Here is a 15,554-nt window from a genome sequence, read left to right as displayed (position 1 = left end):
AGTTCGCGTGCGTGGATTTCCGTTCGTTCAAGCTCCATCGACCCGATCGTCACGTGCGCGCGGTGGTCGTCGGCGCGCGCGGCGAGCAGGCCCGCGACCTCGAGGGCGAGGCCTATGCGCGCGTCGAGGCGGTCGCCGAGCCGATGTGGGCGGCGCTGGGGCGCCACGCGGGCGCCCCCGTGCGCGCGGTCGCGGTCGACGCGTTCGCCCGTCACGCGACGCTGTCGCTGGCCGACCCGGCCCGCCCGGGGCTGCGGCTGACGCCCGCCGAGTTCGAGGCGTTCGTCGACGTGATCGCCCCGGTGGCCCGGGCGATCCGCGCCGAGCTGTTCGTGCGCACGCCCGACGTCGCCGGCGCCGGGCCGGGCGAGGCGAGGTTCTGGGACCCGTTGTTCGCCGCGGACGCCGGCGGCTGGGAGCTCGGGCGGGCCGCGCCGCCGCTCGTGGCATGGTTCTCGGAACATGTCCCGAAGGGCATGCAGGCGCTGGTGCCCGGCTGCGGCCGCGGGCACGAGGCGCGCCTGCTGGCGGCGCTCGAGGCGACGGTGACGGCGATCGACCTGTCGCCGACGGCGATCGCGCAGGCGCAGGCGATGACGCCGCCGGGCCTGGCGATCACGTTCGCGGTGCAGGATCTGTTCACGCGCATCGGTCAGCGGCCGGCGTTCGACCTGGTGGTCGAGCACACCTGCTTCTGCGCGATCGACCCGGCCCGCCGCGACGACTACGTGACGGCGGTGGCCGACTCGCTGCGACCCGGGGGCATGCTCGTCGGCCTGTTCTACGCCCACGGCCGCACCGGCGGGCCGCCGTTCACGACCGACCGCGCCGAGGTCGAGCGCCGGTTCGCGCCGCGCTTCGCCATCGAGCAGCTCGAGGTGGCGCAGGGATCGACGCTGATCCGCCACCGCCAGGAGCTGTTCGCGGTGATGCGCCGGCGGTGAGGCGCGACAGGCGATTTCGCGCCCCGGGCTCCGCCGGAGCAATGGCGGGACTTGCCAGGTGCGGCGATTGCTGGCGATGGTGCGCCATGTCCAGCCGCCCGCAGTATCTCCTGTGCCTGCTCCTGTTCGCCGCGTGCGGTGAGACCGGCGGCACGACGACCGCCGCCTCGACCGGCACCGACACGACAAACTCCTCGACCGGCCCGGCGACGACCGGCACCGGCGAGACGCCGACCACCGGCGACGCGTCGAGCAGCACGAGCGACGCGTCGAGCAGCAGCACGAGCGACGCGTCGAGCAGCAGCACGACCGGCAGCGGGGAAGACCTCGAGATGCAGGCCGAGGACTTCACCTGCATCCTCGAGTGGGAGAAGGTCCGCAAGTTCCGCATCACCAATTTGCTCGGCCACATGGACGAGGCCCTCGAGGTGGCCAACAGCCCGACCGGCGGGGTCTATCCGGTCGGTACGGTGATCCAGCTGATCCCCGGCGAGGCGATGGTCAAGCGCGCGGCCGGCTGGGCCCCGGACAACTCGGACTGGGAGTTCTTCGCGCTCGAGGTCTCGGCCGAGGGCACGACGATCATGGCGCGCGGGACCCAGGACGTCGTCAACGGCTTCGGCGGCAACTGCTTCGATTGCCACGCCAAGGCGGCGCCGCAGTGGGACCGGATCTGCGAGGAAGGCCACGGCTGCGACCCGCTGCCGATCACGCCCGAGCAGATCGAGATGGTGCAGATGGCAGACCCGCGCTGCCAGTGACGCGCGTGTCGGCGCGCAGCGGGAGCGCGCACGCTCCCGCTTCTGCTGGCGATGGGAGCTAGCGGCCCGCCGCCATCTCGCCGTGGAGGATCATGCAGGTGCTGGCGAGGCGGGCGACGAGGCTCTGCTTGTCGTCGACGACGTCGCACTCGATGTAGCAGATCGTGCGGGTGCGCTTGACGATCCGCGCGTTGGCGGTGAGCCGCTGGTTCCACACCGGTTTGAAGAAGTTGGCCTTGAGCTCGAGGGTGGTGAACGATTCGCCGCGCTCGAGGATCGAGCCGACCGCGGTGCCCATGGCGAGGTCGGCGAGGTCGCAGAGGATGCCGCCGTGGAGGGTGCCCATCGGGTTGGCGTGGCGCTCGGGGTCGACCTGCAATTCGGCGACGGCGACGCCGTCCTCGGCGCTGAGCATGCGAATGCCGACGAGGCGGGCGATCGGCGGAGGCGGGAGCTCCCCGGCCATCACCCGCGCGAACCATTCGCGCGGGTGAATGACCGGGGCGTCGCTCTTCGGGGGGGGCTGGGTGGCAGTCGAAGACATGACGGTGTGCTTTTGAGGGGTCAGACGCGCTCGACGATGACGGCGATGCCCTGGCCGCCGCCGATGCACATGGTGACGAGGCCGGTGACGAGGTCGCGGCGCTCGAGCTCGTCGACGACGGTGCCGAGCAGCATGGCCCCGGTGGCCCCGAGCGGGTGGCCGAGGGCGATCGCGCCGCCGTTGACGTTGACGCGCTCGGGGTCGACGCCGAGGCTGCGGGTCGTCTCGAGCACGACGGCCGCGAACGCCTCGTTGATCTCCCACAGGTCGATGTCGCCGACCTGCATGCCGACCTGCTTCAGCGCCTTGCGCGACACCGGCGCCGGCGCGGTGAGCATGAGCACCGGATCGCTGCCGATCGTGGCGATGCTCTTGATCACGGCCCGCGGCCTCAGACCGTGGGCTCGCGCGAACTCCTCCGAGCCGATCAGCACGGCGGCGGCGCCGTCGGTCAGCGGGCTCGAGTTGCCGGCGGTGTGCAAGTGCTCGATGCGCGCCGTGTCGGGGAATTGGGCCAGCGCGATCTGGTCGAGCGTGCGGCCGTCGGGCGTGACGGCCGTGTTGCCCAATTCGACGAACGACGGGGCGAGCCTGGCCAAACCGGCGAGGCTCGTGTCGGGTCGGACCAATTCGTCGCGCGCGAGCACGACCTGACCGGTGGCCGGATCGACGACCGGGACGAGGGCGCGGGTGAAGCGGCCCTGCTCCACGGCGATCGTGGCCTTGCGGTGCGAGTCGGCGGCGAAGGCGTCGAGCTGCTGGCGGGTGAAGCCCTCGCGGGTGGCGATCAGATCGGCGCTGATGCCCTGGGGGATCTGGAACACCCGCTCGCGTAGGCGAAGGTTTTGGCCGTCCTGGCCGCCGCCGTCGCTGCCCATCGGCACGCGCGACATGCTCTCGACGCCGCCGGCGACGATCAATTGTTGAAAGCCCGAGGCGGCGCCGAAGGCCGCCATGGCGACGGCCTGCAGGCCTGAACCGCAGAAGCGGTTGAGGGAGACGCCGCTGACCTCTTGCGGCCAGCCGGCGGCCAGCACGGCGTTGCGGGCGATGTTGGCGCCCTGCTCGCCGACCTGCGACACGCTGCCGACGACCACGTCGTCGACCTCGGCGGCGGTGATGCCGGCGCGCGCGACCAGGCCGTTCAAGGCCTGTGCGAGGAGCTCTTGCGGGTGAACGGCGCTGAGGCTGCCCTTGCCGGCCTTGCCGCGACCGCGGGGGGTGCGAACAGCGTCGAGGATGATTGCCTTGCCCATGAAACATGTCCTCCGGGACTCATCGTTGCGAAAACGCCTGGCGCGCGAAGTCGCGGCAGGACTTGAGGATCTCGTCGGAGACGGGGGTGCCCTTGAGGGCGCGCGCGAGGCTGAGGCCGCCGTACATGAGGGCGAGCAGCGCGAGCGCGCGCTGGCGGCTCGGGGCCGATCGGTCGGCGATGCATTCGGCGAGCGCGTCGGCGTAATCGCCGAGCTCGTGGGCGAGGCCCTCGCGCACGGGTTCGCCGGCCTGGGCGACGTCGGCGACGACGGCCGGCAGCGGGCAGCCCTCGCCGGGGTTGTCCCGGTGGCTGCGCGAGAGGTAGCGGCGGACCACGTACGAGACCGCCTCGACGCCGCGCTGCTTGCCGGCGCCGGCGACCAGGTTGCTCCACAGCTCGCGCAGAGACTGCCGCAGCGAGGCGGACACCAGCGCCTCCTTGGATTCGAAGTGGGCGTAGAAGCCGCCGACCGTGAGCCCGGCGCCCTTCATCACCTCGGCCACGCTGGCCCCATCGATGCCGCGCTCGCGCAGCAGGCGGGTCGCCGAGGCGAGGATGTCTTGCCGGGTGCGCTCTTTCTGTTCGGTTCGGACGGTCACCGCGGGGCCTCCTGGCGGCGAGGTTGGGATGATGGGCGTAATATGACGGGCGTCATCCGAGATGTCAAGCCGCGGGGCGCCCGGACCGCCTGTGCGCCGGCCCGGATGTAGGCGCGGGGTGTACTCGGAGGACCCCCGCGGCACGCGGGGCGGCGACGGATCACGGGTGCGCGGCGCCGTTTCGTCACGGGGCGGGGGGGAGGCGATTGGCTTGCGGCGCGGGTCTCATCGCATAGAACCTGCGAGGTTCGTCGTCATGCGCGTCGCATTGGGCATTGCCTGCGTCCTGTCGTCGCTGTCCGCGTGCGGTCGGCTGGCGCCGCCGAAGGGCAGCGCCGGGGTCGACGAGAGCGCGGCGAGCGCTCCCGATCCGGAGTCTTTTTACAGGGTGACGCGCCGCGACGACCGCGCGTGCGAGGGGCTCGTGTGCGGCGGCTTCTCCGCCCGGCGCGTCGATCATGACACCGCCGTATGTGGTGACGGCTCGCGGCGGCGGGAGTGCTGGATCGGCGTGATCGATCTGTCGGCGCTCGGGCTCGAGGCCGGGCGTGAGCAGGAGCTGCGCGCCGCCGTCGAGGACGGGCGGGCCCTGGTTCGCGGCACGCTCGCGCGGCCGGGCGCGCTGATCGTCAGCGAGGGTTGGTTCGGGCGTACGGGGGCCGAGCCGAGCGGCACCTTCTACCGCCTGAACGGGATCTACGCCGGCTGCGAGCGCGAGCCGTGTCCGCTGGCGCACGCGTATCGGCTCAATTCAGGGTGGGACACGGTGATCGCGGGGCTCGACCTCACGGGTACGGGGGTGTCGCCGGCCGTCGAGGCGCTGACGCGGCGGGCGATGCACGCCACGCCCGACGGGGTATTGGTGGCAGGGACGACGCGGCTCGTCCGCGGGCCGAACGGCAGCATGCAGGAATTGGTGGCGAGCGAGATCTACACGCGGGCGATCCCTGCGGGCGGGGTCGCCTGCGCGGGTGGCATGTGCGCGCCGGGGGAATTCTGTCAGACGCCGCCGGGACAGTGCGACGCGATCGATCGCGGCACCTGCAGCGGGCCGGTCGGGGCGCACACCGTCGAGTTCGCGCCCGTGTGCGGCTGCGACGGCAAGACGTATTCGAACGACGGGGCGCGCTGGCTCGGCCGCACGGGGCGAGCCCACGAGGGCGCGTGCAAGCTGCCGCCGGCGCCGAAGCCGAAGGGCTCGCGCGGCGAGGGCTCGCGGTGAGATGACCGCTGCTCGAGCGGTTCGATCGGGCAGGTCCGGGGCTTCCGACTCCGAGCGAGCGCTCGACCTGCCGCGGCGGGGTGCGAGGCGGATGTCCCGAAGGACATGCCGGGCTCGGCCTCGGGCCTCGGGCCGCGGTGCGGGAGGCGAGGGCGGATGTCCCGAAGGACATGCCGGACGCCGCGGCGCTCGGCCCCGGGCAGCGGCTCGGTCGCGCGGCGCGGCGCGGCCTCCCGCCGGGCGCGGGGCGGGAGGGGACGGGCTGGCGGCCGGCGGGGCCGGCGATATGCAGGCTGTCCCGAGGGACATGTCGGTGACATGCGTCCGGGGCTGGTCGGCGGGCGACCGCGCGTGTGAATGCTCGCGGGCGTCCGCGCTCGCGCGGCGCGATCCGACGTCAGCGGTCGATCGCGGGACATTCACGTGACATGTTTGTGAGGACATGTCACGGCGGCCATGTGACCGGCGGGGTCGAGGTGTGGGCCGAGGGCGGCGGTGTGGGCCGAGCGTCGCGCGGCGGGGCGGCGGATCGCGGGAGCGATGCCTCGTTACGTCACGAGCGGTCGCGGCGCCGGGGCTGTTGCATCACGGGTCTCTTGGCATAAAAACTCCCGCGCCTCCGGCCGAGGCCCTTCATCACCATGCGTCATTCATCGTTCGTCTTGTTGGCCTGTGCCTCTGTTTTGTCGCTCTCCCCCGCGTGCGACAGCCCCGCGCCGAAGAACCCCGAAGAGGGGCTGGATCACGATCAGAGCGGGCCCAGCGCCGCCGAGCAGGAGACGTTCTACGTGGTGACCCGTCGCGACGTCCGCAAGTGCGCGGCCCCGGCGTGCGGCGGCTTCTACGTCCAGCGCGTCAATCAGGACACCACCACCTGCGCCGACGGCAAGGCGGCCAAGGAGTGCTATGTCGGCACCGTCGACCTGGCGGCGCTGAAGCTCGACGCGAACGCTCAGAACGAGTTTCTGGCCGCGTTCGCCGACGGGCACGCGCTGGTCCGCGCGACGATCGGGCGCGAGGCCGATCCGAACTTCGCCGACGTCGGGGTGCTGCAGGTCCGCGAGGGCTGGACCGGGCGCGCGGGGAAGCAGCCGAACGGGAGCTTTTACCGGCTGCGCGGGATCCATGCCAAGTGCTCCGCCCTTCCGTGCCCGATGGCGCACGCGTTCCGCCTCAACACCGGCGCGGACTGGCTGGTCGCCGGCGTCGACTTCGCGGCCAGCGGCGCGCCGCAGGAGGCCCAGGACGCCGCCAGCCAGGCGATGTACGAGACGCCCGAGGGGATCCTCGCCGCGGCCACGCCGTCGGAGGTGACGGGCCCGAACGGGACGATGAAGGCGCTGGTGACCAGCGAGTTCTACACCCGCGCGGGCGGAGCGGCCCCGGCCGCCAATCCGGAGTGCGGGGGGATCCGCGGGCTCTCGTGCGGCGACGGCCAGTTCTGCGACCCGAGCCAGTGCGGCGGCGCCGACATCGGCGGGACCTGCCGGGCCAAGCCCGAGGCCTGCACGTTCGACTACAACCCGGTGTGCGGCTGCGACGGCAAGACCTACGGCAACGACTGCGCGCGTCAGTCGGCCGGGGTCGGGCTCGCGCATCCGGGCGAGTGCGAGAAGAAGTGAGCTGTCTTGAGGGACATGTCCTGCGATGGGCCCGGCGGCGGCGAGCTTCGCCGGGTTCGAGGCCGCTCGCGTGACCGATTGAGCGTATGCTCCTCAGGACATGTCCTCAGGCGCAGGCGCGGAGGACGGTGCCGAAGCGCTCGCGGCCGAGCTCGGGCGCGAGCGCGCCGCCTTGCCAGGCGGTGCGGCCGGCGATCAGGACGCGGCGGACGGCGGCGTCGTTGCGGCGCACCAGGCGGCGCAGCTCGCTGAACGGGCCGCCGACGGCGGGCGGGGCGACGGGCTGCTCGTGGAGGGCGTCGAGGCGGTCGTCGAGGGCCTCGGGGTCGACGACGACGAGGTCGGCGCGGGCGCCGGGGGCGAGGCGGCCGGCGTCGAGGCCGAACCATCGCGCGAGCTCGCCGGTGACGCGGTGGACGGCGCGCTCGGGGCTCATGATCGGGCGGCCGCGCGCGGCCGCGGCCCGGACCATTCGCAACAGGCGCAGCGGGAAATTGTAATAGGCCATGTTGCGCAGGTGCGCGCCGGCGTCGGAGAAGCCGATCTGGGCGTAGGGGTGGCGGACGATCCACTCGAGCCGGTCGGGGCGGTCGTTGGCGACGATCGTCTGCCAGCGCAGGGCGGTGCCGTGCTCGGCGACGAGGTCGAGGAGGGTGTCGATCGGGTCGCCGCCGCGCGCCGCGGCGACCTCGGCGAACGACTTGCCGACGAGCTGGTCCTCGGGACATGCGAGGATCCGGGTGCGCCGGAGATCGCGGTGATAGGCGCGGCCGCGCAGGCGATCGCGCCACTGGCGGCGGAACCGCCGGCGGTAGGCGGGATCGCGCAGCAGGGCGGCGCGGGCGGCGGGCTCCTCGAGGTGGAGCGCCTCGGTGCCGGCGCCGAACTCCTCGAACACCGGGACCTCGATGCCGTCGACCCACATGTCGAACGGGTTGGGCAGGGCCTGGAACCGCAGGTCGCCGCCCAGTAGGTGATTGACGAGTCGGGTCAATACGCCGGCGACGCGGTGGACGCCGCGGGCGGGCGGGGCGTCCATCATGGCGATCAGGGTGGTCTTGAGGGCGGCGCGGGCGATGCCGGTGCTGAGGGCGGCGAACAGCAATACGTTGAGTTTGGTCGACACGTCGGGCACGCCCTGGAGCACGCGGCCGCGCGCGCGCAGGACGGCGGCGAGGGCCCGATACTCGGACCACGAGGCGAACACCGAGGGGGTCGGCCGGCTGCGGAATTGCTGGCCGTCCATCTTGTCCCACGGCAGCGTGTTGATCGACAGGCCGAGGAAGCCGGCGTCGAGGGCCTCCTGCAGCAGCGCCTTCATGCGCGCGAGCTCGCCGGGGCGCGGGGCGACGCGCGCGTCGAGGCTGCGCCCGAGGCCCATCGCGGCGGCGCGGATCGCCGAGTGGCCGAGCAATGCGGCGACGTGCGGCCCGAGCGGGAGGCGCTCCAGGTGCTGCAAATAGCCTGCCGGCCCGTCCCAGTCCTTGACGCGGGCCAGCATCGGCGCGACGCAGGCGCGCGGGATGCCCTCGACGCGGCAGAACATGTCGGCCAGCTCGTCCGGATCGCCGATCGCCAGGCTCAGGCCGCAGCTGCCGAGGAACACGGCGGTGACCCCATGGCGCACGGATTCGCCGAGCGCCGGCCATAGCTCGAGCTCGGCGTCGTAATGGGTGTGGATGTCGATGAAGCCGGGGGTGACCCAGCAGCCGCGGACGTCGACCTGCTCGACCTCCTCGCCGACGGCCGAGTCCGGTGGCAGGAGGGCCGCGACCGCGCCGGCGTCGACCAATACGTCGAGCGCGCGGGCCGGGTTACCGAGGCCGTCGAACACGATACCGCCGCGGAGGACCTGGGGACGCGGGCGCATGGCTCAGCGTAACAGGCGGCGCGGGGGCCGGACAGCGCGCGGGGGCCGCGACTGCGGGGATGCCTCGAGAGACAGGTGAATGTACAGCGGAGAATTTACCGAGGAGCGAATCGTGCGAGGCACGACGGCCGCGACTGGGTGCTGGGGGCGACGGCGTGTGCGTGCTCGCGGTGATGACCAGGGTTTTTTCTCGGCCCGTTGCGCGTGCGGGCCCGGAACGGCCGGGGTGCTCTCTCTCGCGCGGCCTGCCAGCTACTGAGACATCGGGGCCGCGGCTTCGGCGGAGGCGGTGAAGACCTGATAGACCGTGTCGGGGCCTTCACCGTCGCGGCGGATGGCGCCGGCCTTGACCAGGCGATTGAGCACGGCCCGCAGGTCGTCGGGCTGCAGGCCGACGCGCGGGCGCAGGTCCTTGGCCCGGATCGGCTCGCCGGTGGTGCGCAGGGCGTTCATGACCAGGGTGTCGGGATCGAAGCGATTGTGCTGGGCGAGCGTGCGATTCATGGCGCTGCGCACGACATCGACATTGCTGCGATCGGCGATCGGCGCGATCTCGAGCTGGGCCGGCTCGGGCCGCGGGCGCCGCGGCGGGGCCTCGCTGCGCGCCGCCCTGGGCGTTTGATTGGCGGTCGGCGGTTCGGGGCGGGCCTCGGGCTCGGGCGGCTCGATGGCCCGAGCGGCGGCGACAGCGGCGGCCTCGGCCTCGGCGAGGCCGCCGGCGGAGACCGGCGATTGCGGAGCGGACACCGGCCGCAATCGCGGGCGGGGCGGCGCCGGCGAATCGACGGACTTGTCGGCGACGCGCCCGCCGGCGCGGCGCGAGCTCCTGGCGGGGGCGGCCGGCCGGGTGACCTCCGGGGCCGCGGTGCCGCCGAGCAGGGAGGACACCGGGAGGGCGCCGACGCTGCGTGCGGCGGGGCTGGTGAGGATCTCGCCGAGCTCGCGCAGGGTGAGCGTGGGTAGTTCGTCCTGAATGAGCTGCAAGAACACCCGACGCTCGTGGTCCATCAGGGAGTCCCACAGCTGGCGTTGAATCTGCTCGAACGTGGTCACACTCCGAGGTTACACGATCCGTGTAGAAACATCCATCGCAATCGTACGAGACAGTGATGCCGATGGCCGTCCGCGACAGTGATGCCGATGGCCGCCGCCGGACACTTGCGGCGAGCATGTGTCCGCTGCTGTGCGATCGACCAGGCGAGGCCGTCCACGCGCTGCAGCGAATCGGCCGCCGCGCGTGTGTCCGCGAATGACTTTATTGTGGTCAACAGCCCATTCGTCCATTGCCGCGCCGCATTGCCGGCGCGGTTCCGCCCGGGGCGAGGTATGACGATTGCCGACCTGCGATCAGAAGGCGGTCCGCTCGAGCTCGAAGTCGGCGAACGCCCACGCGTCGAGGTAGTCCCGCTCGGCCTTCCGCGCGGCCGACTTCTTCTTTTGCGCCGCCAGCGACTTCCACAGGCCGAAGTAGGCCCACCCGTTGTTGGGGTTCTTCGCCAGGTCGGCGCGGTAGACGGCCTCGGCCTCGCGCGCGCGCCCGGCGTCGAGGAGAGCGGCGCCGAGGTAGTGACGGACCGGATAGAACCAATCGGCGGGCTCGTTGTAGGCGAGGGTGTCGGCGAGCGTAACGGCCCGCTCCCACCGCGCGATCGTCTCCGGCGAGCGCTCGGCCTGGGCGGCGCGGGCCTCGACGATGTCGGCCGCGAGCTGCAGCACCCGCCTGCCCTGATTGAGGCCGGCGAGTTGGTCCTCCGGCAGCCGGCGCATGATGTCGCGGATCTGCATCGCCTCGGCGTAGGCGGCCTCGACCTCGTCGGTCGCCGCCAGCGCCATGCCCCGCGCGTGGTGCCACAACGCGACCAGGGTCTGATGTTTCGGGTCGGGCTTGGAGGCGCCGAACACCTCGTCCCACCGGCCGAAGCGGACCATCACCAAGAGCGGCTCGGACAGGAAGAAGTCCATGCCCGGCATGCCGCACACGACGTCCCGCGGCATGTGCTCGGCCGATTTGCGCGCGGCCTCGAGCGACTCGGCGCTGCGGCCCTGCATCGAGGCGGCGTAGGCGAGGAAGCCGTAATTGTGGGCGAGGTAGAGCGGATAATAGCCGATCGGCTCGACGCGGGCGAGGTAGCGCGCATCGACCTGCACCGCGCGCCGGTTGGCCTCGGCGGCGTCGCCGTAGCGGCCGACCCGCTGATAGATGTGGGCGGGCATGTGGACCATGTGACCGGCCCCCGGCATCAGCGCGGCCAGCCGCTCGGCGGCGGCGACGGCCCGCTCCGGCCGCGGCGAGGCCTCGACCGCGTGGATGTAGAAGTGATTGGCGCCAGGGTGCGACTCGTCGCGCGCGAGCACCGATTCGAGGGTCTCGACGATCTCCAGCGTCCCCGGCGCGGCGACCCCGTCGTTGCTCCAAAGCCGCCACGGGTTGACGTTCATCAGCGCCTCGGCAAAAAGTGCCTGGACGTCGAGGTCGTCGGGGAAGCGCCTGGCGACGTCGCGCATCTCAACGGCGTAGACCCGGTTGTAGGCCTCCATCTCGGTCGGTGGCGCGTACTCCGAGCCCTTGAACCGCCGCGCCAGCGCGGCCACCAGCGCGGCCTCCACCGGCTGCCCGTATTGCGCGTGCTCCTGCGCCCGCGTGACCGCGTCCCAGGCGGCGTGCGCCCGGTCGGGCAGCATCGGGATGTTGTAATTGGGGCCGAGCGCGTAGGCGACCCCCCACAGGCACATCGCGCAGCTCGGGTCGAGCTCGACGGCGCGGGCGAACGAGCGCGCGGCCTCGTCGTGGTTGAATCCATAGAGGAGGTTCAGGCCCTGGTCGAAGAAGGCCTGCGCCTGTGGTGATTGCGTGGTGACCGGCCGCTCGTGGTCGCCGAGGTCGCCGAACAGCACCGCGCCCCGCGCCAGCGACTTCAAGGTCCACGACTCGCCGCCCGCCGGGTCGCTCGCGCCGCCCGTGGCCGCCAGCCCCGCACCGCCGCCCGGCGGAGCGGTCGCAGGGTCGCCGCCCTGCCGGCCGCACGCGCACAGGACCACGACGGCGATCGTTCGCACTCGGGACATGACAGTCTCCGCCACTCAAGGTACTGCGAGTCGCAGACGGCGCCCGAGAGGTCGCTCGACCCGCTGCAGGCGCTCGCCGCAGCGCGCCCGAAGGCCGGATCGGGCAGGCCGCGGCCGCCGCGAGCGCCTCCTGCGGGGGACGCGCTCGGCGCGGGGTGACTGGTTCTTTCAGGGGACTGTAGCGGTCCCAGCGTAGCCGATGGACCGTGCTGCGCAGCACGCTGCGTGACAAGGCCGCAGCCGAAGGACGGCTCGCGCAGCGGACCTTCATCAGTGGCTGCAGCAGTCGCAGCGGTGGCCGATGCGAGGGAAAGGGGCGTCACGAACGGCTCGCCCGTCGCCGACAAACGAACGGAGGTTCGCACGAGCGACCGGACGGCGGGCCGTCGGCCTCGACGGCGCGGCGGGCGAATGCCGGCAAAGGGACGGTGAATCGCCGGCACCTCGCGGCGAATCCCAGGTTCGCGCTCCGGCGGCCCGCGGCGCTCCGGGGACCTCGGCGCTGTCAGTTTCAGCCGCGAAGGGGGTGCATGGAATCGTCGCCGGCCGTGACGCCGGTGCGGGTCTTTAAAAAAGATGGAGCCTTCCTCGTCGGTGCCCCCTGTCGTCAATCACGAACGCCGTGATCGCGGCTCTTCGGGTATCGCATGTCCATGCGGCCGGCCCCGAGGTCGCCGGGACCGATTGTCGCGTCGCCGCGTCGCGCTCAGGGGACGGGCCGCGGGCCGCCGACGCGCGGGGGCGCGAGGGCGCCCGACACCAGCCCGGGGAGCAGGTGATCGCGCAGCTCGACCAGCGCACGCGACTCCTGCCGGGCGTGGTCGATGCGCGCCAGCAGCGGGCGCGTCACCTCGGCGAAGGCGTCGCGCAGGCGCTCGGGCGGGAGGGCGATCGTGTGGTCGAGCACGGCGTCGCGCGGCAGCGCCAGCACGGTGGTGCCGGCCGCGAACCCGGCCGCGCGCGCGCGGAACTCGGGCTGCTGGAGGGCGAAGTAGACGAACTCGCGCCAGTCCTCGCGGCCGGGCAAAAACCGCACGGCGAAGGCGTGGTGCGAGAACAGCATCGGACTTTCGCCCAGGTCCGGGACCCGCAGCGGCGCGCCGAGCAGCTCGCGCCGCTGGGTCAGGTCGGTGTTGGCGATCAGCAGGTCGCCGGGGACGACCATGTGCCGCGCCTGGTGCCGGCCGCCGTAGCGCCGCGGGAAGTCGTCGGCGTCGAGCTCGGGCCGCGCGCCGAAGTCACCGAGGCCGAGCAGGCGCATGCCGCTGTCGCCGAGCAGCTCGCCCCGGTACGACAGGCCCTTGTCGAGGTCGAACAGCTCGCCGAGACGCACGACCTTCCAGTCGCGCGGCGCGGACAGCTCGACGAATTGCGCGCGGAAGCGGGCGCCCGCGATCTCGGCCAGAGTGCCGCACAGGCGGTCGTTCAGCTCGATCTTGTCGTCGAGGGCCCCGAGCGCGTCGACGATCGCCTGCTGCCGGCGCGGCGGCGGCAAGACGATGGGGATCCGCACCAGCGCCGACTTGGTGAGGATCGGCTGGGCCGAACCACCGGCGGCGGCCTGCAGCTCGCGCTGGCGCGACCGCAGGTCATAATAGACATAGCGCGGACAATTGGGCGGGTCGACCACGAGCGCGGCGAGCTGTTGATTGATGGCAGCCTCGACGCCGGTGCAGGCGGTCTTGCCGAGGTCGGCGCCGATGCAGGTCAGAAGGACGCTGCCCTTCGGCACCCGCGAGGCGCCGATCATGCGGGCGCCGAGCTCGGTGAGCGTGCGAGCGGCGCAGTCGATGGTGCGCCGGCCGTCGAGGTCGGTGGGGGTGATGAAGGGGACCGGGCCGCCGAAGTGGGCGGGGTCGTCGGCCGGCGGGGTGCCGCCGATGACGATCCGACCGAGCGCGCCGAGGGTGCTGAGGCGTCGCTCGCCCGCGGGGCCGTTCGCGGGCGCGAGGGCGGCGTTGGCGAGCAGCTCGATGGTGCTTGCGTGTTGGTCAGTCACGGTCGAGCTCCCGGACGAGGTCGCGGAGCTTGCGATCGAGCTCGGCGGCGGTGACGAGCTGGGCGTCGAGCGCCCCGACGAGCCGACGCATCCGCTCGGCGTACGGCTCGGCGGGCGTCGGCTCGGCGGCGGTGCCGACGTAGCGCCCCGGCGTGAGCACGAACTCCTGCCGGGCGATCTCGGCCAGGTCGACGGCCCGCGAGAAGCCGGGGACGCTGACCGGCCGCCTCGCTGCGTCGGGCCCGGCCGCGACCTCCGGGTCGCCGCGCCAGGCGCGATAGGTGCCGGCGATCGCGTCGATGTCGGCCCGCGTCAGCTCGCGCATGGTGCGGGTGATCATGGTGCCGAGGTTGCGCGCGTCGACGAAGAGGACCTCGCCCCGGCGGTCGCGGCCGTCGCCGCCGCGCTTGTCGTCGGCGAAGATCCACAGACACGCCGGGATCGAGGTGGCATAGAAGAGCTGCGACGGCAGGGCGACCACGCAGTCGAGCTTGTCGGCCTCGACGATCGCCCGGCGGATGTCGCCCTCGCCCGAGCGGCGCGAGCTGAGGCTGCCGCACGCCAGCACGACGCCGGCCACCCCGCGCGGCGCGAGGTGGTAAAGGACGTGCTGGACCCACGCGAAGTTGGCGCAGCGCGACGGCGGCAGGCCGTAGCGCCAGCGCGGATCTCTCGACTCCGGCTCGCCCCACGCGCTGGCGTTGAACGGCGGGTTGGCGAGGATGTAGTCGGCGCGCAGGTCGGGGTGGAGGTCGCGGCGCAAGGTGTCGCCGGGGCCGGGCCCGAGGTCGCCCTGCAGGTCGCGCAGCGCGAGGTTCATCTTCGCCAGCCGCCAGGTGGTCGGGTTCGACTCCTGTCCGAAGAGACAGATGTCGGGGCGGGCGCTGTGCACGAACATGCCGCCGCTGCCGCAGCACGGGTCGTAGACCCGGCCGGCCCGCGGCGCGAGCATGGCGACGAGCAGCTGGACGACGCCGCGCGGGGTGTAGAACTGGCCGCCCTTGCGGCCCTCGGCGCTGGCGAACTCGGCGAGGAAGTACTCGTAGATCCGCCCGAGCAGGTCGCGGTCGCCGGCGATGTCGACGCTGCCGACGAGGCCGACCAGCTCCTTGAGACAGGCGGGGTCGAGGCCCGAGCGCTCGTAGCGGGGGCTGAGCACGCCGCGCAGCGAGACGTCGGTGCGCTCGATCGCGAGCAGCGCGGCGTCGAGGCGCGCGCCCAGGTCGGGGCTGTTGCTCACGGCCGCCAGCGCCGGCCAGCTATTCGAGGCCCAGCGCAAGAACACCAGCCCGAGCACGATGTGCTTGTACGCCGCGGCGTCGAGGTGATGCCGGAGCTTGTTCGCCGCGAGCCAGAGCTGGCGCTCGAGGGTCGTGTCGTCGCGGCGCGCTCGCGGAAGCATTCGCAGCGAGGATACGCGATTCCGAACGCGGGAGGAGCGCAATCGCGCATGAGGCAGAACACGCGCGAACGGCCGCGGACGCCGGCTCCGCTGGGGTGAACCTTGCCGATGCAACGACCAGAGCGGGTGTTCAGGTCGCGGCCGGACCACGGGCCTGAGCCCCACGTACGCGCGCTTCTGCGGGCTCGCGTCGGCGATCGCGGAGGCGGCCCCCGCGAGCAAATCATGTGAACGAGCATACATGCGCGGCAATCACCGGCGTGGTGG

The 15,554-nt window shown here is 72.6% G+C and carries 12 protein-coding genes; 4 read left to right on the top strand and 8 right to left on the bottom strand.

The window, feature by feature from the left end:
* Positions 1-11 precede the first annotated feature (11 nt).
* Positions 12-944, top strand: coding sequence for a methyltransferase domain-containing protein (locus NAEX_RS13170; RefSeq protein WP_143140687.1), 933 nt, complete (start codon positions 12-14; stop codon positions 942-944).
* A gap of 86 nt (positions 945-1,030) precedes the next feature.
* Positions 1,031-1,705 (top strand): hypothetical protein, encoded by a 675-nt coding sequence (locus NAEX_RS13165; RefSeq protein WP_096327854.1) that lies wholly within the window; start codon positions 1,031-1,033, stop codon positions 1,703-1,705.
* A gap of 58 nt (positions 1,706-1,763) precedes the next feature.
* Here NAEX_RS13165 and NAEX_RS13160 read toward each other — a convergent pair whose 3' ends face one another.
* The 3 genes from NAEX_RS13160 to NAEX_RS13150 are packed head-to-tail and all read right to left on the bottom strand — an operon-like array spanning position 1,764 to position 4,106.
* Positions 1,764-2,249 carry a PaaI family thioesterase gene (locus NAEX_RS13160; RefSeq protein ID WP_096327853.1) on the bottom strand — a complete coding sequence of 162 codons (486 nt, stop codon included), beginning with the start codon at positions 2,247-2,249 and terminating at the stop codon, positions 1,764-1,766.
* A 20-nt stretch (positions 2,250-2,269) separates the two neighbouring features.
* Positions 2,270-3,505, bottom strand: coding sequence for an acetyl-CoA C-acetyltransferase (locus tag NAEX_RS13155; protein WP_096327852.1), 1,236 nt, complete (start codon positions 3,503-3,505; stop codon positions 2,270-2,272).
* Between the two features lie 19 nt (positions 3,506-3,524).
* Positions 3,525-4,106 carry a TetR/AcrR family transcriptional regulator gene (locus NAEX_RS13150; protein ID WP_096327851.1) on the bottom strand — a complete coding sequence of 194 codons (582 nt, stop codon included), beginning with the start codon at positions 4,104-4,106 and terminating at the stop codon, positions 3,525-3,527.
* 256 nt (positions 4,107-4,362) lie between these two features.
* Here NAEX_RS13150 and NAEX_RS13145 point away from each other — a divergent pair, with 256 nt between their 5' ends.
* Together NAEX_RS13145 and NAEX_RS52890 are read left to right on the top strand one after the other, a co-directional pair.
* Positions 4,363-5,328, top strand: coding sequence for a DUF6748 domain-containing protein (locus tag NAEX_RS13145; RefSeq protein ID WP_096327850.1), 966 nt, complete (start codon positions 4,363-4,365; stop codon positions 5,326-5,328).
* 683 nt (positions 5,329-6,011) lie between these two features.
* Complete coding sequence (locus tag NAEX_RS52890; protein ID WP_245913695.1) at positions 6,012-6,950, top strand: Kazal-type serine protease inhibitor family protein; 939 nt, start codon at positions 6,012-6,014, stop codon at positions 6,948-6,950.
* Positions 6,951-7,056: 106 nt separating this feature from the next.
* Here the strand turns inward: NAEX_RS52890 and NAEX_RS13135 are convergent, their stop codons facing one another.
* The 5 genes from NAEX_RS13135 to NAEX_RS13115 form a co-directional block, all read right to left on the bottom strand.
* Positions 7,057-8,820: an N-acyl-D-amino-acid deacylase family protein gene (locus tag NAEX_RS13135; protein WP_096327849.1), complete on the bottom strand. Its 1,764-nt coding sequence runs from the start codon at positions 8,818-8,820 to the stop codon at positions 7,057-7,059.
* 252 nt (positions 8,821-9,072) lie between these two features.
* Positions 9,073-9,873 (bottom strand): hypothetical protein, encoded by an 801-nt coding sequence (locus NAEX_RS13130; protein ID WP_096327848.1) that lies wholly within the window; start codon positions 9,871-9,873, stop codon positions 9,073-9,075.
* 294 nt (positions 9,874-10,167) lie between these two features.
* Positions 10,168-11,886 (bottom strand): tetratricopeptide repeat protein, encoded by a 1,719-nt coding sequence (locus tag NAEX_RS13125; RefSeq protein ID WP_143140686.1) that lies wholly within the window; start codon positions 11,884-11,886, stop codon positions 10,168-10,170.
* 706 nt (positions 11,887-12,592) lie between these two features.
* Complete coding sequence (locus NAEX_RS13120) at positions 12,593-13,885, bottom strand: restriction endonuclease subunit S (RefSeq protein WP_170135687.1); 1,293 nt, start codon at positions 13,883-13,885, stop codon at positions 12,593-12,595.
* Entirely contained in the window at positions 13,878-15,287 is a 1,410-nt protein-coding gene (locus NAEX_RS13115; protein WP_096327845.1) for an N-6 DNA methylase, read from the bottom strand. The genes NAEX_RS13120 and NAEX_RS13115 overlap by 8 nt, the downstream gene beginning before the upstream one ends.
* Between the last annotated feature and the right edge of the window lie 267 nt (positions 15,288-15,554).

It is taken from the genome of Nannocystis exedens (genome assembly GCF_002343915.1).
GTDB classification, from domain to species: Bacteria; Myxococcota_A; Polyangia; order Nannocystales; family Nannocystaceae; genus Nannocystis; species Nannocystis exedens.
This window is presented reverse-complemented; position numbering and strand designations above follow the sequence as displayed.

Excerpts from the sequence above, each read along its gene's own strand:
- NAEX_RS13160 (WP_096327853.1), bottom strand. The coding sequence starts at position 2,249 with ATGTCTTCGACTGCCACCCAGCCCCCCCCGAAGAGCGACGCCCCGGTC.
- NAEX_RS13165 (WP_096327854.1), top strand. The coding sequence starts at position 1,031 with ATGTCCAGCCGCCCGCAGTATCTCCTGTGCCTGCTCCTGTTCGCCGCG.
- NAEX_RS13115 (WP_096327845.1), bottom strand. The coding sequence starts at position 15,287 with ATGCTTCCGCGAGCGCGCCGCGACGACACGACCCTCGAGCGCCAGCTC.
- NAEX_RS13135 (WP_096327849.1), bottom strand. The coding sequence starts at position 8,820 with ATGCGCCCGCGTCCCCAGGTCCTCCGCGGCGGTATCGTGTTCGACGGC.
- NAEX_RS13155 (WP_096327852.1), bottom strand. The coding sequence starts at position 3,505 with ATGGGCAAGGCAATCATCCTCGACGCTGTTCGCACCCCCCGCGGTCGC.
- NAEX_RS13145 (WP_096327850.1), top strand. The coding sequence starts at position 4,363 with ATGCGCGTCGCATTGGGCATTGCCTGCGTCCTGTCGTCGCTGTCCGCG.
- NAEX_RS13125 (WP_143140686.1), bottom strand. The coding sequence starts at position 11,886 with ATGTCCCGAGTGCGAACGATCGCCGTCGTGGTCCTGTGCGCGTGCGGC.